Origin of the sequence: Cupriavidus basilensis (genome assembly GCF_008801925.2) — a bacterium.
Lineage (GTDB): Bacteria > Pseudomonadota > Gammaproteobacteria > Burkholderiales > Burkholderiaceae > Cupriavidus > Cupriavidus basilensis.
In genome coordinates this window covers 3151424-3174806 of the sequence record NZ_CP062803.1, presented here as the reverse complement: position 1 = coordinate 3174806, position 23383 = coordinate 3151424, and the positions used below count along the sequence as shown (strand labels likewise).

Annotated in this window: 17 protein-coding genes and 1 pseudogene; 14 read left to right on the top strand and 4 right to left on the bottom strand. The window is 66.0% G+C overall.

All coding sequences use genetic code 11. The features are described from left to right. Nucleotides 1–28 precede the first annotated feature (28 nt). Entirely contained in the window at nt 29–175 is a 147-nt protein-coding gene (locus F7R26_RS14630) for a hypothetical protein (RefSeq protein ID WP_170301974.1), read from the bottom strand. Further along, nucleotides 172–1404, bottom strand: coding sequence for an MFS transporter (locus F7R26_RS14625; protein WP_150990757.1), 1233 nt, complete (start codon nt 1402–1404; stop codon nt 172–174). Before F7R26_RS14625 ends, F7R26_RS14630 begins: the two co-directional genes overlap by 4 nt. A gap of 307 nt (nt 1405–1711) precedes the next feature. Here F7R26_RS14625 and F7R26_RS14620 point away from each other — a divergent pair, with 307 nt between their 5' ends. The 5 genes from F7R26_RS14620 (at nt 1712) to F7R26_RS14600 (ending at nt 8291) form a co-directional block, all read left to right on the top strand. Next, the gene (locus F7R26_RS14620) at nt 1712–3703 is read left to right on the top strand and encodes a DNA topoisomerase IV subunit B (RefSeq protein WP_150990755.1); all 1992 of its coding nucleotides are present in this window, start codon (nt 1712–1714) and stop codon (nt 3701–3703) included. Nucleotides 3704–3751: 48 nt separating this feature from the next. Continuing rightward, a complete protein-coding gene (locus F7R26_RS14615; protein ID WP_370565954.1) occupies nt 3752–4546 on the top strand; it encodes a lytic transglycosylase domain-containing protein in 795 nt (264 codons plus the stop codon). 92 nt (nt 4547–4638) lie between these two features. Further along, complete coding sequence (parC, locus tag F7R26_RS14610) at nt 4639–6990, top strand: DNA topoisomerase IV subunit A (protein WP_150990753.1); 2352 nt, start codon at nt 4639–4641, stop codon at nt 6988–6990. A 102-nt stretch (nt 6991–7092) separates the two neighbouring features. Continuing rightward, nucleotides 7093–7764 carry a chromate transporter gene (locus tag F7R26_RS14605; RefSeq protein WP_241754324.1) on the top strand — a complete coding sequence of 224 codons (672 nt, stop codon included), beginning with the start codon at nt 7093–7095 and terminating at the stop codon, nt 7762–7764. Next, the gene (locus tag F7R26_RS14600; RefSeq protein ID WP_150990751.1) at nt 7761–8291 is read left to right on the top strand and encodes a chromate transporter; all 531 of its coding nucleotides are present in this window, start codon (nt 7761–7763) and stop codon (nt 8289–8291) included. The genes F7R26_RS14605 and F7R26_RS14600 overlap by 4 nt, the downstream gene beginning before the upstream one ends. 222 nt (nt 8292–8513) lie before the next feature. Here F7R26_RS14600 and F7R26_RS14595 read toward each other — a convergent pair whose 3' ends face one another. Then, nucleotides 8514–9659, bottom strand: coding sequence for an IS481 family transposase (locus F7R26_RS14595; protein ID WP_193692081.1), 1146 nt, complete (start codon nt 9657–9659; stop codon nt 8514–8516). 883 nt (nt 9660–10542) lie between these two features. Continuing rightward, nucleotides 10543–12375, bottom strand: a complete 1833-nt coding sequence (locus tag F7R26_RS14590; protein ID WP_150993343.1) for an ABC transporter ATP-binding protein — start codon at nt 12373–12375, stop codon at nt 10543–10545. Nucleotides 12376–12737: 362 nt separating this feature from the next. Between F7R26_RS14590 and hutU the strand changes: the two genes are divergently transcribed. The 9 genes and pseudogenes from hutU (at nt 12738) to F7R26_RS14545 (ending at nt 23295) form a co-directional block, all read left to right on the top strand. Further along, nucleotides 12738–14423, top strand: coding sequence for a urocanate hydratase (gene hutU, locus F7R26_RS14585; protein WP_150993341.1), 1686 nt, complete (start codon nt 12738–12740; stop codon nt 14421–14423). Nucleotides 14424–14431: 8 nt separating this feature from the next. After that, nucleotides 14432–15958, top strand: a complete 1527-nt coding sequence (hutH, locus tag F7R26_RS14580; protein ID WP_193692168.1) for a histidine ammonia-lyase — start codon at nt 14432–14434, stop codon at nt 15956–15958. Between the two features lie 92 nt (nt 15959–16050). Beyond that, nucleotides 16051–17451, top strand: a complete 1401-nt coding sequence (locus F7R26_RS14575; RefSeq protein ID WP_150993337.1) for an amino acid permease — start codon at nt 16051–16053, stop codon at nt 17449–17451. Between the two features lie 185 nt (nt 17452–17636). After that, nucleotides 17637–18944, top strand: coding sequence for an MFS transporter (locus F7R26_RS14570; protein ID WP_150993335.1), 1308 nt, complete (start codon nt 17637–17639; stop codon nt 18942–18944). Continuing rightward, entirely contained in the window at nt 18941–19897 is a 957-nt protein-coding gene (hutG, locus tag F7R26_RS14565) for a formimidoylglutamase (RefSeq protein ID WP_150993333.1), read from the top strand. The genes F7R26_RS14570 and hutG overlap by 4 nt, the downstream gene beginning before the upstream one ends. 100 nt (nt 19898–19997) lie before the next feature. Then, a complete protein-coding gene (locus F7R26_RS14560) occupies nt 19998–20270 on the top strand; it encodes a type II toxin-antitoxin system Phd/YefM family antitoxin (protein ID WP_150993330.1) in 273 nt (90 codons plus the stop codon). After that, nucleotides 20264–20689: a type II toxin-antitoxin system VapC family toxin gene (locus F7R26_RS14555; protein WP_150993328.1), complete on the top strand. Its 426-nt coding sequence runs from the start codon at nt 20264–20266 to the stop codon at nt 20687–20689. The genes F7R26_RS14560 and F7R26_RS14555 overlap by 7 nt, the downstream gene beginning before the upstream one ends. A 263-nt stretch (nt 20690–20952) precedes the next feature. Beyond that, nucleotides 20953–22150, top strand: a pseudogene (locus tag F7R26_RS14550) (tyrosine-type recombinase/integrase). Next, nucleotides 22147–23295, top strand: a complete 1149-nt coding sequence (locus F7R26_RS14545; protein WP_150986385.1) for a PDDEXK nuclease domain-containing protein — start codon at nt 22147–22149, stop codon at nt 23293–23295. Before F7R26_RS14550 ends, F7R26_RS14545 begins: the two are co-directional and overlap by 4 nt. The last annotated feature ends 88 nt before the right edge of the window (nt 23296–23383 follow it).

Sequence of the window (23383 nt, the reverse complement as noted above, 5' to 3'; positions counted from 1 at the left end):
CATCATTGCCGACGGCTTTGGCGCAGCCTCACCCGCACCAGGCGAGCACCATGTTCGTCAGGTCCACCATGAAAGCCGGCCGCAGGTAGGCCATGAAGGCCAAAGCCAGCACCCCGGCCAGCGCCGTGAAGCCTGCTGCCCGAAGCGCAAGGCCGGCGCGGCGTGCCGTGATCATGCCGCGGCCCCTTGCGGCCGCACGATCGCATGCTCGCGGATCGGCAGGTTGACCAGGGCGGCCACTACGCCCAACCCGATCGCGATCATCCAGACCGTGTTGTAGGTGCCGGTCCGGTCATACAGGAACCCGCCCAGCCACGCGCCCAGGAAGCTGCCGATCTGGTGCGAGAAAAACACCACGCCCGACAGCATCGACAGGTACTGCACGCCAAACACCTGCGCGATGATGCCGTTGGTCAGCGGCACCGTGGACAGCCACAGGAAACCCATCATCGCGGCGAACACCCAGGTGCTGGTGGCCGTGAGCGGCAGCAGCAGGTAGCCGGCAATCACCACGGACCGGGTGATGTAGATCAGCGAAAGCAGGAAGCGCTTGGGCACCCGTTGCCCCAGCGCGCCCGCGCTATAGGTCCCGAACACATTGAACAGCCCGATCAGCGCCAGCGCCACGGTCGCGATCTTCGGGTCGGTCAGGCCCCGGTCCTTGAGATAGGGCGCCAGATGCACGCCGATGAACACCACCTGGAAGCCGCAGACGAAGTAGCCCAGCGTAAGCAACTGGAAGTTGCGGTTGCCAAACGCTTCGCGCACGGCCTGGCCGATGGTCTGCTGGAAGCCGGGCGCTTGCGTCGCGCCCTGCGGCTCGCGCAGGCTCAGGGCCAGCGGCAGCATCAGGCAAGCCAGCACCGCCAGGATGAACAACGCGTTCTGCCAGCCGGCAGTCGAGATCAGCGTCTGCTCCACCGGGATCATCAGGAACTGCCCGAACGAGCCTGCGGCCGCCGCGATGCCCATGGCCCACACGCGCTTTTCGGGGCTGGCCACGCGGCCAATCACGCCATACACCACGCTGTAGGTGGTGCCGGATTGCGCAATGCCGATCAGGATGCCGGCGCCAGAGGCGAAGGCGGTGCCGGAGGTGGCCATGGCCATCACGACCAGGCCCGCCACGTACAGCGCAATGCCGACCAGCATGATGCGAAAGCCACCGAACTTGTCGGCCAGCGCGCCCGTGAACGGCTGGGTCACGCCCCACATCAGGTTTTGCAGCGCCAGCGCGAAGGCAAAGGTCTCGCGGCTCCAGCCGTGGGTCTGCGTGATCGGCAGGTTGAACAGGCCGAAGCCGTGCCGGATGCCCATCGACAAGGTGACGAGCAGGCCACCGCAAATCAATACGGTCGTGAGGGAGAGTGGTTTTCTTGGTGTGGGTTGAATCGTGTTCTGCATGGCGTCCTGCATCCTGGCTCGGTGTGCGTAGTGCTGTTTTAGTTTTGTCGGCGCGGTCCGGAACCGCCTTGGCCACGCCGGTGCGAGCGAGTGTACCCCGCATCCCGGGAGGACGTCGGGCGTCACTCCGATGCCGCCCGCGACACCGGATGTGCCGAATCGCGCACGGCAATTGCTGGTGACGATTGGCATCAAGACGGCTATCCGCTTCCATTACAATGCAGGCTGCCCGGCCCCCCCCTGGCTGGCGTGCGGCAACCGCGCCCCCGCCAAGGCTGGCCGAGAATCCCACTAAGCAAGCGACTCCATGGCGAGCAAAATCAGTCAGTACAGCGAATCCTCCATCCGGGTCCTGAAGGGCCTGGAGCCGGTCAAGCAACGACCCGGCATGTACACCCGTACCGACAATCCCCTGCACATCGTGCAGGAGGTGATCGACAATGCCTCCGACGAGGCCCTGGGCGGCCACGGTTCCGAGATCATGGTCACCCTGCACCGCGACGGCAGCATCAGCGTCGAGGACGATGGCCGCGGCATCCCGGTCGGCATCCATCCCGAAGAGCAGGTTCCGGTGGTGGAAATCGTGTTCACGCGCCTGCACGCGGGCGGCAAGTTCGACAAGGGCAAGGGCGGTGCCTATGCCTTCTCGGGTGGCCTGCACGGTGTGGGCGTCTCCGTGACCAATGCGCTGTCGACCCGTCTCGACGTGACCGTATGGCGTGACGGCAACTGCTCCACGCTGACCTTCTCCGGCGGCGACGTCACCGTGCCGCTGGCCACGCGCAAGCTCGAGCGCGGCGAGAAGAAGAGCGGCACGCGGGTGCAGGTCTGGCCCGATGCGAAGTACTTCGATTCGGCCGCGATCCCGATGGCCGAGCTGCAGCGGCTGCTGCGCAGCAAGGCGGTGCTGCTGCCGGGCGTCAAGGTCACGCTGCTGCAGGAGAAAAACGGCGAGCGCCAGACCTGGCAGTACGAGCAGGGCCTCAAGGGCTACCTGGTGGAAGCGCTGGCGCAGGGCAGCGGCGCCGAGCTGGTGGTGCCGATGTTCGAAGGCGAGCACTTCGCCGACCCGGACGCCAACCCGGCGGAAGATGGCTTTGCCGAGGGCGAGGGCGCTTCCTGGGTGGTGGCGTGGACCGAAGATGGCGCGCCGGTGCGTGAGTCCTACGTCAACCTGATTCCCACGCCGGCTGGCGGCACGCACGAGTCCGGCCTGCGCGAAGGCCTGTTCCAGGCGGTCAAGAGCTTTATCGAGATGCACGCGCTGCAGCCCAAGGGCGTCAAGCTGATGAGCGAAGACGTGTTCGCCCGTGCCTCGTTCGTGTTGTCCGCCAAGGTGCTGGACCCGCAGTTCCAGGGCCAGATCAAGGAGCGCCTGAACAGCCGCGATGCGGTGAAGCTGGTGTCCACCTTCAGCCGTCCCGCGCTGGAGTTGTGGCTCAATCATCACGTCGAGTACGGCAAGAAGCTCGCCGAGCTGGTGATCCGCCAGGCGCAGGCGCGCACGCGCGCGGCGCAGAAGGTGGAAAAGAAGAAGGGTTCCGGCGTGGCCGTGCTGCCGGGCAAGCTGACCGACTGCGAATCCACCGACGTCACCCGCAATGAACTCTTCCTGGTCGAGGGCGATTCCGCCGGCGGCTCGGCCAAGATGGGGCGCGACAAGGAGTTCCAGGCCATCCTGCCGCTGCGCGGCAAGGTGCTCAACACCTGGGAGACCGAGCGCGACCGCCTGTTCGCCAATAACGAGGTGCACGACATCGCGGTGGCAATCGGCGTGGACCCGCACGGCCCCAACGATGAGCCCGACCTGTCCAACCTGCGCTACGGAAAGATCTGTATCTTGTCCGACGCTGACGTGGACGGTGCGCACATCCAGGTGCTATTACTGACCTTGTTCTTCAAGCATTTCCCCAGGCTGATCGACAACGGCAACGTGTGCGTGGCCCGCCCGCCGCTTTACCGGGTGGATGCGCCGGCACGCGGCAAGAAGCCGGCCCAGAAGCTCTATGCGCTGGACGACGGCGAACTGGTGGCCATCCAGGACAAGCTGATGAAGGATGGCATCAAGGAAGGCGGCTGGCAGATCTCGCGCTTCAAGGGCCTGGGCGAGATGAATGCCGAGCAGCTGTGGGAAACCACCATGAATCCCGACACGCGCCGCCTGTTGCCGGTGGCGCTCGGCCATTTCGACCTGCCGCAGACCGTAGGCGTGATGAATATGCTGATGGGCAAGGGCGAGGCTGCGCAGCGGCGCACCTGGCTCGAGGAGCGCGGCAACGAGGTGATCGCCGATATCTAGGCGGCACGAATCGAACCGTTCGATACCCGCATGATGCAAGGAGTCCCGATGGCTAAGACCAGACCTGGCAGCACCCGCGCGCGGCAATGGATTGCCGCCGGCATGCTGCTGGCCGGCTTGGCCGGCCTGGGCTTCATGCCAGCGGCCCACGCTGCGTTGTATGGCTATATCGACGACGACGGCGTGGCGCATTTCTCGGACGAGAAGCTGGACGAGCGCTACACGCTGTTCATGAAGAACGGCGGCGAGCTCAAGAACCCGCTGCCGTACCGTGCCGGAGCCGGTGCCGGCAGCCAGATCGACCTGGAGACGCACAAGCTTTACCGCTATGTCGTCAACCATCCCAATATCGCCACGGTCGAGCCCATGATCCGCCAGATCGCGGCGGCGCAGAATGTCGACCCGGCGCTGGTCAAGGCAGTGATGGCGGTAGAGTCCGGCTTCAACGCAGGCGCGGTCTCGCCCAAGGGCGCGATCGGGCTGATGCAGGTGATTCCCGACACCGGCGCGCGCTTTGGCGTGAGCGCCGATGCGCGGCGCACGGTCGAGCAGAAACTGGCCGACCCGCGCACCAATATCTCGGCCGGCGTGCGCTACCTGCGCTGGCTGATGGAGCTGTTCCCCAACGACCTCGAGCTGGTGCTGGCCGCGTACAACGCGGGCGAGGGCGCGGTGCAGCGCTACAACAACAAGATTCCGCCTTTCCCCGAGACCCAGCAGTATGTCAGCACGGTGCTGCAGTTCTATCGCTTCTACCGGCCGGGCGGCGCGCCCGCGGGGTTGGGCGGGGCGGGAGTCAATCGCGTCAAGATGGTGATCGGCGGCCGCCGCAACATGCCCTGATCCCATCCCGAACCATACGACGAACCGCATAACGAACAACATGCAACCGGCGCACCGGCCAACGATGCGGTGCGCCGTCTTCTTGCCAATCCATGGAACAACAAGACATTCCGCTTGACCCAGGTTCGCCCGACAACGGAGCGGACTCGCTGACCCTGGCGCACTATGCCGAGCGCGCCTATCTCGACTACGCCATCAGCGTGGTCAAAGGCCGCGCGCTGCCGGAAGTGGCCGATGGCCAGAAGCCGGTGCAGCGCCGTATCCTGTACGCCATGCACGAGATGGGGCTGCGCTCCGACGCCAAGCCGGTGAAGTCGGCGCGCGTGGTGGGCGATGTGCTGGGTAAATTCCACCCGCACGGCGACCAGTCCGCCTATGACGCGCTGGTGCGCCTGGCGCAGGACTTCTCGCTGCGCTACCCGCTGATCGACGGCCAGGGCAACTTTGGCTCGCGCGACGGCGACGGCGCGGCGGCCATGCGCTACACCGAAGCCCGCCTCACGCCGATCGCGCGCCTGCTGCTCGACGAGATCGACCAGGGCACGGTGGACTTCATCCCCAACTACGACGGCTCGATGGAAGAGCCCAGGCTGATGCCGGCGCGCCTGCCCTTCGTGCTGCTCAACGGCGCATCGGGCATTGCCGTGGGCATGGCCACCGAGGTGCCGCCGCACAACCTGCGCGAAGTGGCGGCAGCCACCGTGGCGATGATCCGCAACCCCAACATCACGCTGGCCGAGTTGCTGGCGCTGATGCCGGGTCCGGACTATCCGGGCGGCGGCCAGATCATTTCGCCAGCGGCCGACATTGCGCAGATCTACGAGAACGGCCGCGGCAGCCTGAAGGTGCGCGCGCGCTGGATCATCGAGGAAATGGCGCGCGGCCAGTGGCAACTGGTGGTGACCGAGCTGCCGCCGAGCACCTCGTCGCAGAAGGTGCTCGAAGAGATCGAGGAAATCACCAACCCGAAGGTTCGCGCGGGCAAGAAGTCGCTGACGCCCGAGCAGTTGCAGCTCAAGCAAGGCATGCTGGCGGTGCTCGACGCAGTGCGCGACGAATCCGGCAAGAACGCGCCGGTGCGGCTGGTGTTCGAGCCCAAGAGCAAGAACATCGAGCAGCAAGAGTTCATCCAGACGCTGCTGGCGCACACCAGCCTGGAGTCCGGCGCCTCGATCAACCTGGTGATGATCGGCACCGATGGCCGCCCGCGCCAGAAGGGCCTGGCCGACATCCTGCGCGAGTGGATCGCCTTTCGCTTTGCCACCGTCACCCGCCGCACGCGCCATCGCCTGGGCAAGGTCGAAGACCGTATCCACATCCTCGAAGGCCGGATGCTGGTGCTGCTCAATATCGACGAGGTGATCCGCATCATCCGCGAGAGCGATGAGCCCAAGCCGGCGCTGATGCAGGCCTTCGGCCTGTCGGACCGCCAGGCCGAGGACATCCTGGAAATCCGCCTGCGCCAGCTGGCCAGGCTGGAAGCCCTGCGCATCGAGCAGGAGTTGAAGAGCCTGCGCGACGAGCAGGCCGAGCTGGATGTGCTGCTCAAGTCCGAGACCATGATGCGCCGGCGCATCATCAAGGAGATCGAGACCGACGCCAAGCAATACAGCCCGGAAGACAAGGATCCGCGCCGCACGCTGATCCAGGAAGAGCGCCGCGCCAACGCCGAGGTGCGCGTGGTCGACGAGCCCGTCACCGTGGTGGTCTCCCAGAAGGGCTGGGTGCGCACGCGCCAGGGCCACGGCCATGACGCGCAGCAGTTCACCTTCAAGGCGGGCGATACGCTCTATGGCACCTTTGAGTGCCGCAGCGTGGACGTGATGCTGGTGTTCGGCACCAATGGCCGCGCCTACACGGTGCCGGTGGCCGGCTTGCCGGGCGGGCGCGGCGACGGCGTGCCCGTGACCACGCTGATCGAGCTGCAGCCCGGCAGCCAGATCGCCCACACCTTTGCCGGCAGCGTTGACCAGCGCCTGCTGATCGCCACGCGCGGCGGCAATGGCTTCCAGACCAAGGTCGGCGACATGGTCAGCCGGCAGAAGGGCGGCCGCGCCTACCTGACGCTGGACGAGGGCGACGCGCCGCTGTTGCCCGCGCCGATCGGCGAGGAGGCCACACATGTGGCCTGCCTCTCGGCCAACGGCCGCATGCTGCTGGTCGCGCTCGACGAGATCAAGTCGCTCTCGGCCGGTGGCCGCGGCGTGATCCTGATGGAGCTGGAACCCAAGGAGACGCTGCAGCAGGCGATTGCCGTCGGCGCCCCGGGGCTGGTGGTGTCCGGTGCCGGGCGCGGCGGCAAGCCGAGCTCGCAGAAGCTCTACGGCCAGCTGCTGCTGCCTTATGTGGGCAAGCGCGCCCGCAAGGGCCGCGCGCTGGATCTCAAGCTCAAGGAGCCGAGCATCGAGCCGGTACGGATCGTGCCGCCGGCGAGCGGCAACTAAGCCGCGTCCACCCGAACTGGCCCTGCGCGACAATGCGCGGGGCCTTTTTCTTTCCCGGCATGCCGGACCGCCCCGGCGGCCATGCCTCTTCCGTTACAAGCGATGCCAGTTACTCCCTCTCCCACCGGCGACGACCCGATGGTAGCGCTAGCACCCCCACCCACGCCGCGGCGCCTGTTCATCGAATTCGCCCGCATGGGGCTGTCCGGCTTCGGCGGCGTGCTGCCCTTCGTGCGGCGTGCCGTGGTCGACCGCAACCGCTGGCTGGGCGACCGCGATTTTGTTGAACTGCTCAGCCTCGGGCAGGTGCTGCCCGGCCCCAACGTGATCAACCTCGCCCTGATGCTGGGCTTGCGCTTTGCCGGGCTGCGCGGTGCGCTGGCGGCCTTTGCTGGGCTGGTGATGGTGCCGATGGTGGGCGTGCTGGCGCTGATGCTGCTGTACGAGCACTACCGCGACGTGGCGGCGGTGCAGCGCATGCTCACGGGCATGACGGCGGTGTCGGCGGGCCTGGTGCTGTCGACCGGCTTCAAGCTCGCACAGAGCCAGCCGCGCACCGTGCGCGGGTTGATGATCGGCGGCGCGGCGTTCGTTGGCATCGGGCTGTTGCGCTGGCCGCTGGTGCCGGTGATGGCGGTGCTGGTGCCGATGGGGCTGGTGCTGGAGTGGCGCAGCGAGCAGCTTGCGCGGCGCGCGCGGGCGGAGGCTATCGAGGTGTCGTCCATGCCGCCCGCGCCGCCCGTGCCAGCGGTACCCGGGGAGCCACGGCAATGAGTTCACCGAACGTGCTTTCCAGCCTGCTCACGCATTTCCTGATGCTGTCGTTCCTCGCCATCGGCGGGGCCAGTACCACGATCCCCGACATGCATCGCTTCCTGGTGGAGTCGAACGCCTGGATGAGCGACGCGCAGTTCTCCGCCATGTACGCCATCTCGCAGGCCGCGCCCGGGCCGAACATCCTGTTCGTTGCCTTGTTCGGCTGGCAGGTGGCCGGCGTGGCCGGCGCCATCGTCGGCATGATCGGCATCTGCGGGCCATCCAGCGTGATCGCGCTCGGCTTCGAGTATTTCGCCGGCCGCTCGCCGCAAGCACGGTGGCCCGGCCTGATCCGGCGCGGCCTTGCCACGCTGACCATCGGGCTACTGTTTTCCACTGGCTGGATCCTTGCCGCGAGCGTGGATCACCGCTGGACCGCCGTGGCGGTGACCGTGGTTACTATCGGGCTGATGTTGAAGACTAAGGTGCATCCGCTGGTGCTGGTGGCGTTGGGGGCTGGGGCGGGGGTGATGGGGTTGGTTTGAGGATAGGGTTGTTGGCTGTTTTTTTTACGGCGTTGGTTTTTGGACCCAAAAGCCGTACGACATTGCCCTGCGGGGGTGGTCGCTGTTTGTTTGAGCGGCGTTGGTTTTTGGACCCAAGGGCCATACGACATCCCCCTGCGGGGGCTGCCGGTCACTTTTCTTTGACCGGTGTATAGACCGGGGACATGGGTGACACATGTGCGAGGACATGGTTGACACATTTTAAGCGGCATTCGGGTCGTTTAGGTCGATGCTTCCGAAGCGATGATGTGCGAAGTAAAGGGCGTATTTGCCGCTGTGTCTGGCGTCAGGCCGCAGCGCCACGTGCAGCTTGGCTAGGGCATTCGAAACCTTGAAGCGACGTCCCTGGAAACAGAGCTCGCCGTGCCATTTGACCTGCACTACGGTGTCGTCAGGGCCGTATTCGATGGGCGGCAACTGCTCCGGATATGGCCTCGGGCTGGGCCGATACCGCGTGACGGGCGTCGCCAGGCCAAGGGCTTCGTGAGGTCGCTGCTGGTTGTAGACATCGCGCCAGCGATCGAATGCGCGCTGCGCATAACGGCAGGAAGCAAAGTCGTTGCCGGTGAGCACCTCGGCCTTAAAGGTGCGGTGGAACCGCTCATCCTTGCCATTGGTTTGTGGGTGCGCGGGGCGGCTATGGCTCAGGCGTACGCCCAGGCGAATCAACCAGATCGCCAGGGCCGTGAGCTGGCCGGGTTGGGAAGGGCTGCCCCAGGGCGCACCGTTGTCGGCGTTGATGCGCAGCGGCAGCCCATAACGACGGAAAGCCTCGCGCAGATGGCGCTGCACCACTGCAGTCTGGGTTCTGGTGCAGGCCGTGAGCAGGATATTGAAGCGGGAATGGTCGTCCAGCACTGTCAGCGGGTAACACGGCACGCCGTCTCGGGTGGCAAACCAGCCTTTGTAGTCCATTTGCCAGAGATGGTTGGGCTCGGGATGCTCGAAACGCTGCCATGCCACCGATTTGGCGGAGGCCTCCGGGGTAATTAGCCCGTGGCGATGCAGGATCGAGGTGACAGTGCTGGGAGCCGGCGCCTCGGTATGCCCCAGGTCCTGCAAGCGGCGGCTGATCTTGCGCCCGCCCCAGGCAGGATGCTGCTGGCGAAGCGCGATCACGGCCTGTTCAAGGTCGGCGTGGGTCTGTTCCGGGCTGCGACTGGGCCGCCGAGAGCGGTCGACCAGACCGGCCTCGCCTTGCTCGGCATAGCGCGCGAGCCATTTGTAGGCGGTCTGGGGACTGATGCTGAAACGCCGGCATAACTCGCGGCGATTGCTGCCCTCTTGCTGGGCCAGAAGGATGAATTCTTGACGAAGGCTCATGGTGTCGCGCGTGCTCCAAGGCATGGTCGGATTCCGGGCAGATTCATTGCCCGAAAGTGTCAACCATGTCCTCGCACACCCGTCACCTATGTCCCCGGTCTATACAACCGGCAAAGAAAACTAACGAAAAGAAAGCCGCCCTGCCGGGAGCAGAGCAATCAGGCTTATGTGGGGCAGTGGTTGCGTCGTACGGCCCGGAGTGTTGGCTGGCGTGTTTTACCGGCTCAAAGGACATCGCACTTGCATGACCCACGGGTTACGTCGTGCAGCCCCCGACCTCGCTTGCGGTGACCATTCCCACATCTGCCGTTCGCGGCGCGAAGTGCTGCGCCGTTTCGGGCGTGGCTGGTTTCGTGGTTTTGTCTCGGAGGACGAGCGCCGTGGCTGTGAGCGCGGCCCTAGCGGACGGGCCACGGTGCCCACCACGAAACCCGGGAAGCCGAGAGCAAGGTGCCGCTCGCGCCGGTACGGCAGGGCATCAAATGGCCGAGCGCCCGCCGCCAGAGACAAAACCACGAAACCACGAATGCAGGCAGTGTCGCGGCCCTTCGATCCGCGAACGGCAGATGGCCGAACGCTCACCGCGCACGAGGTCAGGGGCCCCGCCACGTAACCCCTAGGTCATGCAAGTGCGATGTCCTTTGGGCCGGTAAAACACGCCAGCCAACACTCAGGGCCGTACGACGCAACCAACGATATCGAATAGCCTTATTGCTCTGCTCCCGGCAGGGCGGCTTTCTTTTGGTTACTTTGCTTTGCCGCGCAAAGAAAAGTGACCGGCAGCCCCCGCAGGGGGATGTCGTACGGCCCTTGGGTGCAAAAACCAACGCCGCAAAAACAAGCCACAGACAGCCCACGCATACAGGCCCTTGGGCACAAAAGCCAACGCCGCCTACATCAATCCCCCCTAATCTACCCCCACAAACCCCCCAGTCTGATGCGCCCACAACCGCGCATAAAGCCCCCCACGCGCCAGCAACTCCGCATGCGTGCCGCTCTCGGCGATCCGCCCGTCCTCCAGCACCACCAGCCGGTCCATGCGCGCGATGGTGGACAGGCGGTGCGCGATGGCGATCACCGTCTTGCCCTGCATCAGCGTCTCCAGGTTCTCCTGGATGGCGGCTTCCACTTCGGAGTCCAGCGCCGAGGTGGCTTCGTCCAGGATCAGGATCGGTGCGTTCTTCAGCAGCACCCGTGCCACGGCAATGCGCTGGCGCTGGCCGCCTGACAGCTTCACGCCACGCTCGCCTACCTGCGCATCCAGCCCCGTCGCCCCATGCGCATCGCGCAGGCGTGGAATGAACTCGCCGGCATGGGCGTCGTCGGCCGCGCTGAGCAGTTCGGCCTCGCTGGCGCCGGGGCGGCCGTAGCGCAGGTTGTCGCGGATCGAGCGGTGCAGCAGCGACGTATCCTGCGTCACCATGCCGATCTGCGCGCGCAGGCTTTCCTGCGTGACGCTGGCGATGTCCTGGCCGTCGATCAGGATGCGTCCTTGCTCCACGTCGTACAGCCGCAGCAGCAGGTTGACCAGCGTCGACTTGCCGGCGCCGGAGGGGCCGACCAGGCCGATCTTCTCGCCCGGGCGCACCACCAGGTCGATGTTCTCGATCACGCCCGAGCCCTTGCCGTAGTGAAAGCCCACGCCTTCGAAGCGCACCTCGCCACGCGCGACGCGTAGCGCTTGCGCGTTGTCGCGGTCGCCGACCGTGCGCGGCACGGCGATGGTCTGCAGGCCATCCTGCACCTGGCCGATGTTCTCGAAGATGCCGCTGATCACCCACATGATCCAGCCCGACATGCTGACGATGCGGATCACCAGCCCGCTCGACAGCGCAATCGCGCCGACGCTGACATGGCCCTGGCTCCATAGCCACAGCGCTAGCCCCGTGGTGCCGGCGATCAGCAGGCCATTGAGCGAGGTCACGGTGAAATCCATGGCGCTGACCATGCGCCCGGACAGGCGTGCCTTGTCGGTCAGGTCGGCCATGGCTTCGCGCGCGTAGTCCTCTTCATGGCGCGTGTGGGCGAACAGCTTGAGCGTGGTGATGTTGGTATAGCCGTCGACGATGCGTCCCATCAGCCGCGAACGCGCGCCGGTGGCGGCAACCGAGCGCGCCTTCACGCGTGGCGTGAAGTACAGCATGGCGGCCACGTAGCAAGCGATCCACGCCACGAGGGGAATCATCAGGCGCCAGTCGGCTTGCGCGAACAGGTAGAGGGAGCTGGCCGCGTAGATCAACACATGCCAGATGGCGTCCACGGCCTGCACCGCTGAATCGCGCAGCGAGAAGCCGGTCTGCATGATGCGCTGCGCGATGCGCCCGGCAAAGTCGTTCTGGAAGAACGACAGGCTCTGCTTGAGGACGTAGCGGTGGTTCTGCCAGCGCACCAGGTTGCCCAGGCTCGGGTTGATGACCTGGTGCACGAGGATGTCGTGCAGGCCGTTGAAGAACGGACGCAGCAGCAGCGCCACCACCGCCATCCACACCAGCTCGACACGGTGGCGCGCGAAGAAGTCGGCGGGCGGCGTTGCTTGCGCCAGGTCGACCAGGCGGCCGAGAAAGCCGAACAGCGAGACTTCGATCAGCGCACCAGCCAGTCCCACGCCCAGCAGCAGCGCGAAGACCGGCCACACTTCCCGCAGGAAATAGGCGTAGAAGCGCCAGATCTGGCTGGGGGGCTGGGTGTCGGGGAGGGCGCGGAACGGGTCGATCAGCCGTTCCAGGAAACGCATCAGCATGGGATTCCAGGGGGGTTGCGCGGCGATCGCCTTGTCCGGGTCGCAGGCGGGCTCGCGAGGGCCGTATCGATGCCATGGGCATGCGGCGGATCAGGAACATCATACCGCGCTTGCGCATCGCCGATGTCCGTAGCCGCGGGCGGGTCGTCCCCGTCGCGGTGCTTGGGTGCGTGCTCCGGAACGGCGAGCACTATACGTCGCTCCCATCATTTTAGTAATCACAAGTGCATTTTTTTGCCCACGCATGCGGCTTGTCTCCGGGAATACCCCAATTTATCCAAGCTTGTCTATACAACACTATACATACCTAGCATGGCTGAACAGACCGGTTCGAGCCGGCCTTATTGACCCAAGGAGTTCCCGTGAGCAACACCGACCGCTTTCGCGATGTAGAGATCCGCGCCCCGCGCGGCAACCAACTGAACGCCAAGAGCTGGCAGACCGAAGCGCCGCTGCGCATGTTGATGAACAACCTCGACCCGGAAGTGGCGGAGAACCCCAAGGAGCTGGTGGTGTACGGCGGCATCGGCCGCGCCGCGCGCAACTGGGCGTGCTACGACAAGATCGTCGAGACGCTCAAGACGCTGAACGACGATGAGACCCTGCTGGTGCAGTCCGGCAAGCCGGTCGGCGTGTTCAAGACCCATAGCAACGCGCCGCGCGTGCTGATCGCCAATTCCAACCTGGTGCCGCACTGGGCCACCTGGGAACACTTCAACGAGCTCGACGCCAAGGGCCTGGCCATGTACGGCCAGATGACCGCCGGCAGCTGGATCTATATCGGCAGCCAGGGCATCGTGCAGGGCACTTACGAAACCTTCGTGGAAGCCGGGCGCCAGCACTACAACGGCAACCTCAAGGGCCGCTGGGTGCTGACCGCCGGGCTGGGCGGCATGGGCGGCGCGCAGCCGCTGGCCGCCACGCTGGCCGGCGCCTGCTCGCTGAACATCGAGTGCCAGCAGACCAGCATCGATTTCCGCCTGCGCACCCGCTATGTCGATGAACAGGCCACCGACCTCGATGACGCGCTGGCGCGCATCGCCAGGTACACCGCCGAAGGCCGCGCCGTCTCCATCGCGCTGTGCGCCAACGCCGCCGAAGTGCTGCCCGAACTGGTGCGCCGCGGCGTGCGCCCGGACATGGTCACCGACCAGACCAGCGCGCACGATCCGCTCAACGGCTACCTGCCGGCAGGCTGGACCTGGGGCCAGTACCGCGACCGCGCGCAGACCGAGCCGGCTCGTGTGGTCAAGGCCGCCAAGCAATCGATGGCGCTGCATGTGCAGGCCATGCTGGAGTTCCAGAAGATGGGCGTGCCCACCTTCGACTACGGCAACAACATCCGCCAGATGGCCAAGGAAGAGGGCGTGGCGAATGCCTTCGATTTCCCGGGCTTCGTCCCCGCCTACATCCGCCCGCTGTTCTGCCGCGGCATCGGCCCGTTCCGCTGGGCCGCGCTGTCCGGCGATCCGCAGGACATCTACAAGACCGATGCCAAGGTCAAGGAACTGATCCCCGACGATGCGCACCTGCACCGCTGGCTGGACATGGCGCGCGAGCGCATCAGTTTCCAGGGCCTGCCGGCACGTATCTGCTGGGTTGGCCTTGGCCTGCGCGCCAAGCTTGGCCTGGCATTCAACGAGATGGTGCGCAGTGGCGAGTTGTCGGCGCCGGTGGTGATCGGCCGCGACCACCTCGACTCCGGCTCGGTCGCCAGCCCCAACCGTGAAACGGAAAGCATGCAGGACGGCTCCGACGCCGTGTCCGACTGGCCGCTGCTCAATGCGCTGCTCAATACCGCCAGCGGCGCGACCTGGGTCTCGCTGCATCACGGCGGCGGCGTGGGCATGGGCTTCTCGCAGCATTCGGGCGTGGTGATCGTGTGCGACGGCACCGACGAAGCGGCCGCGCGCATTGCCCGCGTGCTGCACAACGATCCCGCCACCGGCGTGATGCGCCATGCGGATGCCGGCTACGACATCGCCATCGACTGTGCACGCGAGCAGGGCCTGAACCTGCCGATGCTCAACAGCAAGAAGGAAGCTTGAACGTGAATGTGCTGAACCTCAAACCTGGTCAACTCACCCTGGCGCAGCTGCGCCAGGCCTATCTGCAGCCGCTGCGCGTGAGCCTGGATGCCGGGGCCGCCGAGGCCATCGCCGCCAGCGTGGCCTGCGTCGAGAACATCGTTGCGCAAGGCCGGACCGCCTATGGCATCAATACCGGCTTCGGCCTGCTGGCGCAGACTCGCATCGCCCGCGAGGATCTGGAGAACCTGCAGCGCTCGCTGGTGCTGTCGCATGCCGCCGGTGTGGGCGAGCCGCTCGACGACGCCATGGTCCGCCTGATCATGCTGCTAAAGATCAATAGCCTGGCGCGCGGCTTTTCCGGCATCCGCCGCAAGGTGATCGATGCGCTGATCGCCCTGGTCAATGCCGAGGTCTATCCGCATATCCCGCTCAAGGGCTCGGTGGGCGCCTCTGGCGACCTGGCGCCGCTGGCGCATATGTCACTGGTGCTGCTGGGCGAAAGCCGTGCCCGCTACCAGGGCGAATGGCTGCCGGCGCGCCAGTCGCTGGCCCGTGCCGGCCTGGAGCCGCTCACCCTGGCCGCCAAGGAAGGCCTGGCCCTGCTCAACGGCACCCAGGTATCCACCGCTTACGCGCTGCGCGGCCTGTTCGAGGCCGAGGATCTGTTTGCCGCGGCCACGGTCTGCGGCAGCCTCAGCGTCGAGGCCATGCTCGGCTCGCGCGCGCCCTTCGACGCGCGCATTCATGCGGTGCGCGGCCAGCGTGGCCAGATCGACGCGGCCGCCACCTATCGCGGCCTGCTGACCGATACCAGCGAGCTGGCGCGTTCGCATGCGCAGTGCGACAAGGTGCAGGATCCCTATTCGCTGCGCTGCCAGCCGCAGGTGATGGGTGCCTGCCTGACGCAATTGCGTCAGGCAGCCGAGGTCCTGGAAGTGGAGGCCAACGCGGTCTCGGACAACCCCTTGGTGTTTGCCGCCGAAGGCGACGTGATCTCGGGCGGCAACTTCCACGCCGAACCGGTGGCGATGGCCGCCGACAACCTGGCGCTGGCCATCGCTGAGATCGGCTCGCTGTCGGAGCGCCGCATCTCGCTGATGATGGACCGGCACATGTCGCAGCTGCCCCCTTTCCTGGTAGCGAACGGCGGCGTCAACTCGGGCTTCATGATCGCCCAGGTCACCGCCGCGGCGCTGGCCAGCGACAACAAGGCACTGGCCCATCCGCACAGCGTCGACAGCCTGCCGACCTCGGCCAACCAGGAAGACCATGTATCGATGGCGCCGAATGCCGGCAAGCGCCTGTGGGCGATGGCCGAAAACGTGCGCGGCATCCTTGCCGTGGAGTGGCTGGGCGCCTGCCAGGGCCTGGACTTCCGCGAAGGCCTGAAGAGCTCGCCCAAGCTGGAGCAGGCACGCAGCCTGCTGCGCGCCGAAGTGCCCTACTACGAGAAGGACCGCTTCTTCGCGCCGGATATCGAGACGGCGAGCCGGTTGCTGGCGGCCGGCACCCTGAACGCGCTGCTGCCGGCGCGGTTGCTGCCCAGCCTCTGAGGCTTGGGGCATGACGCCCGGGGGTGGGACGCCTGCCACGCAGCAGCCCGCGCCCCGGGCGCGACAAAAAATAAAGATTGGGAGACAAATCAATGCAAGAGCAGTCGCAAGGCCTGCAGCGTGGCCTCAGCGCGCGTCATATCCGCTTCATGGCGCTCGGATCGGCCATCGGCACGGGGCTTTTCTACGGTTCGGCCTCGGCCATCCAGGCCGCGGGACCGGCGGTGCTGCTGGCCTACGTGATCGGTGGCGCCGCGGTCTACATGGTGATGCGCGCGCTGGGCGAGATGGCGGTACGCAATCCGGTGGCGGGTTCGTTCGGCCAGTACGCCAGCACCGGCCTGGGACCGCTGGCGGGCTTCCTGCTTGGCTGGACCTATGCCTTCGAGATGATCGTCGTTTGCCTGGCGGACGTGACCGCCTTCGGCATTTACATGGGCTTCTGGTTCCCGGACGTGCCGCGCTGGATCTGGGTGCTCGGCATCGTGTTCCTGATCGGCGGGCTCAACCTGCTCAGCGTCAAGGTGTTCGGTGAGCTGGAGTTCTGGCTTTCGCTGCTGAAGGTCGGCGCCATCGTCGCGATGATCGGCGGCGGCGTTGCCATCATGCTGTTCGGCTTCGGCATGGCCGACGGCGGCGTTGCCACCGGCATCCACAACCTCTGGGCGCACGGCGGCTTCATGCCCAACGGCATGGCTGGCGTGATCGCCTCGTTCGCCGTGGTGATGTTCGCCTTTGGCGGCATCGAGATCATCGGCATCACGGCCGGCGAGGCGCGCGACCCGCAGCGCGTGATTCCGCGTGCGATCAACGCGGTGCCCCTGCGCATCCTGCTGTTCTATGTGCTGACGCTGGCGGTGCTGATGTCTCTCTATCCTTGGCACCGCATCGGCAGCGAGGGCAGCCCCTTTGTGCAGATCTTCAGCCGGCTGGGCATTGGCTCGGCCGCCGCGTTGCTCAATGTCGTGGTCATCTCCGCGGCGGTATCCGCCATCAACAGCGACATCTTCGGCGCTGGCCGCATGCTGTACGGCATGGCGGTGCAACGGCAGGCGCCACGCATCTTCGCCAGCGTATCGCGCAAGGGCGTGCCCTGGATGACGGTGGTGGTGATGGCGTTCGCGCTGCTGGCCGGCGTGGTGCTCAACTACGTGATGCCCGAGGACGTGTTCACGCTGATCGCCTCCATCGCCACCTTTGCCACGGTCTGGGTGTGGCTGATGATCTTGCTGTCGCAGGTCGCCCTGCGCAGGCGCATGAGCCGCGCCGAAGTGGCGGCGCTGAAGTTCCCCGTGCCGTTCTGGCCGGTAGCGCCGCTCGCGGCCATCGCCTTCATGCTGTTCATCTTCGGCGTGCTTGGCTGGTTCCCGCAGACCCGCGCAGCGCTGCTGGTGGGCGCGGTGTGGCTGCTGCTGCTGGTGGTGGCGTGGTGGTGCTGGGGACCGCCGCGCGGCCAGGAGGGTGCGCCTGCTTCCTCCTTTGCGGCGGACTGATACATGCGCGGGCCCGGCCTCGGCAGGGTCCGCGTTGCCTGGCATCTGTCTAGCCGGATGCCAGGGTAGCCGGCAGCGCACGCCAGCCACGCGCGCTGCCGTAGTGGCGCGACGAACACCCTGTCTGGGTTGCGCTCACCGCCCGCGTGCGGGCGGCCAGGATTATTTTGCTTCGGAGTGACTTCATGTCCATTGACAACACCATCGCCGGCATCGCGGCCCCACATGCCGCCACGGCCCAGCCGCTGTCCAGGTTCAAGTCCATTGCTGCCATTACTATCGGCAATGGCCTGGAGTTCTACGATTTCGTGGTCTACAGCTTCTTCGCCACGCTGATCGGACGGCTGTATTTCCCGGTTTCCGATCCCACCGGGCAGTTGTTGTTGTCCTTCGCCACCTTCGGCGTCGGCTTCCTGATGCGCCCGCTGGGCGGCCTGCTGATCGGCATGTACGCCGACCGTGTCGGGCGCAAGCCGGCGGTGGCGCTGACGCTCTGGCTGATGGGCCTGAGCTCGGTGATCTTCGTGGTGACGCCGACGTATGCGCAGATCGGCATGCTCGCGCCGATCATGATCCTGCTGGCGCGCCTGGTGCAAGGCTTTGCCATCGGCGGGGAGATGGGGGCCTCCACGGCGCTGCTGCTGGAGTATGCCGACGACCGCTCGCGCGGCTTCTACACCAGCTGGCAGCCGTTCAGCCAGGGCCTGGCGGCGCTGTTTGGCGCGCTGGTTGGCTTGCTGCTCAGCAACGTGCTGGAGCAGCAGGCACTCGAGGCATGGGGCTGGCGCCTGGCCTTCGTGATCGGCATCCTGGTGATCCCGGTGGGCCTGGTGATTCGCCGCCGCCTGGAAGAGACGGCGCCGGCTGCCGGCGAGTCGGAGCGCGGCTCCACGCTGCAATTGCTGCGTGAGCACGGGCGTGCGCTGGTGGCCAGCATCCTGCTGATGATCGGCGTGGCTTCGTCGACCTATATCGTGGTGTATTACCTGAGCAACTATGCCGTCAGCCAGCTGCATATGCCGCTGTCGCTGGGCATCTGGGCCGCTTGCGTGGCCGCTGCCGTGCAGGTCGTGCTGTCGCCGTTCGCGGGCTGGCTGAGCGACCGGGTGGGGCGGCGCCCGGTGGTGCTGTGGTCGCGCGTGGCCTTGCTGCTGATGATCTATCCCGCTTTCGTGCTGATCAACGCCGAGCCCAGCCTGACGCGCCTGCTGCTGGTGGTGGGCTGCCTTTCGGTGCCGATGTCGATGACTTCGCCTGCGTCGATGGTGCTGGTCAGCGAGGTGCTGCCGCAGCGCATGCGCGCCACCGGCCTGTCGATTGCCTACTGCGTGGCGATTGCCATCTTCGGTGGTTTCGCGCAGTTCTTCTCGACCGAGCTGATCCATCTCACCGCCAATCCCAATGCGCCCGCGTTCTACGTGATCGGCTGCGGCCTGGTCTCGCTGATCGGCCTGGCGATGGTGCCGGAAACCCTGGGTCGCCGCTTGTCATGAGCGAAAGGGATCCAATGGCCGCGGCGCCGGGCAGCATCTGGCACGGCCGCAGCGATGCGGGCGAGCTGGGCGACACGCGTCGGCTGTTCAATGTCATGCGCGCGCAAGGCACTGAACGCGTGCCCGGCGCGCCCGTGCTGCTAGGCTTTTGCTGCGACGCCGGTGTGCTGCGCAACCAAGGCCGTCCCGGCGCGGCGGGTGGCCCGCGCGAGATCCGCCGCGCGCTGGCCGGCATCCCGGCCCATGGCCTGGAAGCGTTCCACGATGCGGGCGACGTCGTCTGCCACGATGGCGATCTCGAGACGGCGCAGCAAGCGTTAGCAACAGCGGTCGCGGCCGAATTGGCGCAGGGGGCATTCCCGCTGGTGCTCGGTGGCGGCCACGAGATCGCCTGGGGCACCTGGCAGGGGCTGCGCGCGCATCTCGATGCGCGCGGCGACCACGGCCGCGTGCTGGTGATCAACCTCGATGCGCACTTCGACCTGCGCACCGGCCGTCCCGGCAATTCGGGCACGCCCTTCGACCAGATCGCGCAGGCGTGTCGCGAGCGCGGACAGCGTTTCGAATACGCCTGCCTGGGCGTCAGCCGGCTCGGCAATACCGCCGCGCTGTTCGCGCATGCCAAGGCGCTTGGCGTGCACTACGTCGAGGACGTGCAGATGCAGGAACGGCATCTGGACGCGCGGCTTGCCGAGTTGCAGGGGCTGATGGATGCGGTCGATCACGTCTACCTCACGATCGACCTCGACGTGCTGCCGGCGGCAGTCATGCCGGCAGTCTCGGCGCCTGCCCCTTATGGCGTGCCCCTGCCCGTGGTCGAGGAGGTGGTGGCGCTGGTGCGCGCCAGCGGCAAGCTGCGCGTGGCGGACCTGGCGGAGTTCAATCCGCTCTATGACCGCGACACCTGCGGCGCTCGGGCCGCGGCGCGGCTGGCTTACCGGTTGATGGCCTGAGGGCCGTGGTCATCGTCATTGCCGCAAGGAAACCCCTCGCCGACATGCGGCGGCTCATTCTTGTACAATTGAGTTGTACATTTCGAGCGGGAGGCACGCTATGCAAACCATTCCATTCTCGGAGGCAAGAGCGCATCTGGCTGATGTGCTTCGGGACGCGGAAAGAGGGCAGGAACCGCTGCTGATCTCCCGGCGCGGTGAGCCGGCCGCAGTGTTGATGTCCTGGTCGCAATACCGGCTGCTTGTCGGTTCCACGTCGGGCTTCTTTGGGCGTTTGAGCGAGTGGCGCAGCGAGCACATGCAACCGGAAGATGAAGCCGACCCATTCGAGCATGTGCGTCAACCCGGCGACGGGCGTGACTTCACATGGTGAGCGCTGCGAGTTGGCTGCTGGACACCAATATTGTCTCGGAGGCGATGCGGCCAAAGCCGGATGCGGAGGTCATGGCGAATCTGGCCCGATTCGATGGCGAACTGGTTATTCCGGCGCCGGTTTGGCATGAATTACGTTATGGCTGGCTGCGCATGCCGGATAGCCAGCGCAAGGACGCAGTTGGCCGCTTCGTGCAGGAAGTGGCGGGCAGCTTGCCGGTCTTGCCCTATGACAGCGCCGCGGCGCGGATCCATGCCGAGCTACGCAATCTGCGGGAGCGGGCTGGGCTGAGCCTGCCTTTTGTGGATGGACAGATCGCATCCGTCGCGATGGCGCACGGCCTGACGTTGGTGACGCGCAATATCAGGGATTTTGCCGGGCTGCCGGGCTTGCGGCTGGTCAACTGGTTTGGGGGCTGAGTTCGGGGGCTGAGCGCGGGCTCCGGCGCCCAGCTCCCGTTTCAGCTTCAGTCTGGCCCCGCCCATGCACGAGCGGGGCCTTTTTCATTTCACCATGACTCCAGCACCGAACTTCGCTGGACTACGCCGAAACCCGATGCAGCAGGTTTATCAATAACTTAGGCGAGTTCAACATATGCCGGTGCTTTCCGAAACCTGACCCGGCTTCCCCTCTGCTGGCCCCTACATGGCTCTTGGGAATCGGGTCTTTCCGAGGAGTCATCGTGGCAAAACTCAAGCTCACCAAGTCCGCAGTCGATGCGGCGCTACCCCAGGCGCAGGCCGTCGAACTCCGGGACACGCTGGTGCCCGGCTTCCTGTGCAAGGTTACACCAGCGGGCCGCAAGGTCTTCATGCTCCAGTACCGCACGAACGCCGGCGAGCGGCGCAAGCCCGCTCTGGGCCTGTACGGGGAACTGACCGTCGAGCAGGCCCGCTCGCTGGCCCAGGAATGGCTGGCCGAGGTGCGCCGGGGCGGCGACCCCAGCGCGGCCAAGGCCGCTGCCCGCGCAGCCCCACGGTCAGGAGCTGTGCACCAAGTTCATGGAGGACTACTCCAAGCAGCGCAACAAGCCCAGCACCCAGCGGGGGTATCAGGCCGTCATAGACCGCTGCATCGTTCCGATGCTGGGCCGCATGAAGGTGCAGGATGTGAAGCGGCCGGACGTGGCCACGGCGATGAAGAAGATGGCCCACAAGCCGGCCGAGGCGAACCGCGCTTTCAGCGTGATGCGCAAGATGTTTAATCTGGCCGAGGTATGGGGCCATCGGACGGACGGCACCAATCCCTGCCGCCACGTCCCGATGTACCCCAACGGCAAGGCCACCCACCTCATCAGCGACGAGGACATGGGCAAGCTGTTTCGGCGACTGGAGCACATCGAGGCCGAGGGCCTGGAGAACTACGTCATCCCGCTGGCGATCCGCCTGCAGTTCGAGTTCGCCGGTCGCCGCTCCGAAGTCGTCACGCTCGAATGGGCTTGGGTGGATCTGGAAAACCGGCGTGTAGTCTGGCCCGACAGCAAGACCGGCGGCATGTCCAAGCCCATGAGCGAGGAAGCCTACCGGCTGCTCTCGACGGCCCCACGGCAGGAGGGCAGCCCTTACGTGCTGCCTTCTCCGCGCCACCCCGGCAAGCATCTGACCACGGGCGAGTACTACGGCGGCTGGAGCCGCGCCCTCAAGGCGGCGGGCGCGGCCCATGTGGGCACGCACGGCATCCGCCATCGCTCGGCCACGGACATTGCCAACTCGGGTATCCCTGTCAAAGTCGGCATGGCGCTGACGGCGCACAAGACCGTGGCGATGTTCATGCGCTACGTTCACACCGAGGACGACCCTGTGCGCAAGGCCGCCGAGTTGGTGGCGAACCGGCGCAAAACGATCACCGAGGCGCAGCGGCCTGCGGAGGTGGTCGCATGACCAGGAAGACGCCTGCGGCGGTGGGAGCCGCACCCGCCGCCGTACCTGCCGGCTACGCGGGCATCCACGGCGGCATCGTGGAACTGCTCGATGCCGCGCGCCAGGCAGCAGCGCGCAGCGTCAATGCGCTGATGACGGCCAGCTACTGGGAGATTGGCCGCCGCATCGTGGAGGCCGAACAACAGGGCAAGCGGCGCGCGGGGTACGGCGAACAGTTGATGGCCCGGTTGTCCGCTGACCTGACCGCGCGGTTCGGGCGGGGCTTTGGCGTCAACAACCTGGAGAACATGCGGCGGTTCTTCCTCGCATACCCTGTTTCCGAGATTTCCCAGACACTGTCTGGGAAATTGGACAACGAGCTGCCTGATGAGAAATCCCAGACGGTGTCTGGGAAATTGAGCCTCGCCGAGCTGGCGCAAGTGTTCACGCTGCCGTGGTCGGCCTATGTCCGGCTGCTGGTGGTCAAGGATACCCATGCCCGGCGCTTCTACGAAACCGAGGCACTACGCGGCGGCTGGAGCGTGCGCCAGCTTGACCGGCAGATTGGCAGCCAGTTCTACGAGCGCACCGCCTTGTCCAAGGATAAGGCGGCGATGCTGGTCAAGGGAGCTGTGGCGAGGCCCGAGGATGCCGTCACGCCCGACGACGCGATCAAAGACCCGTATGTACTGGAGTTCCTGAACCTCAAGGACGAGTATTCGGAATCCGATCTGGAGGCCGCGTTAATCCAGCGGCTGGAGGATTTTCTGCTGGAGCTGGGCGAAGGCTTCACCTTCGTCGGCCGGCAGCGGCGCTTGCGCATTGACCAGACTTGGTATCGGGTCGATCTGCTGTTTTTCCATCGCAAGTTGCGTTGCTTGGTCATCATCGACTTGAAGCTGGGCAGCCTGACCCATGCGGACGTGGGCCAGATGCACATGTATTGCAACTATGCCAAGGAACATTGGGCCTACCCCGAGGAAAACCCGCCCGTGGGCTTGATTCTGTGCGCAGACAAGGGCCATGCGCTGGCGCGGTATGCGCTGGAAGGCTTGCCTTCGAAGGTGATGGCGGCGAACTACCGTACCGTGCTGCCGGATGCCGAACTGTTGCAGAAAGAGCTGGAAACCGCGCGGCACCTGTTGGAGTTGCGTACGTCGAAGTAGTCCCGGAAACTCCAGCAATAGCCGGGCGTCCTGGCGTGCCGCCGTCGGGTTCACGGGCTGCACCCCGCGCCTCTTATCGCTCTACGCT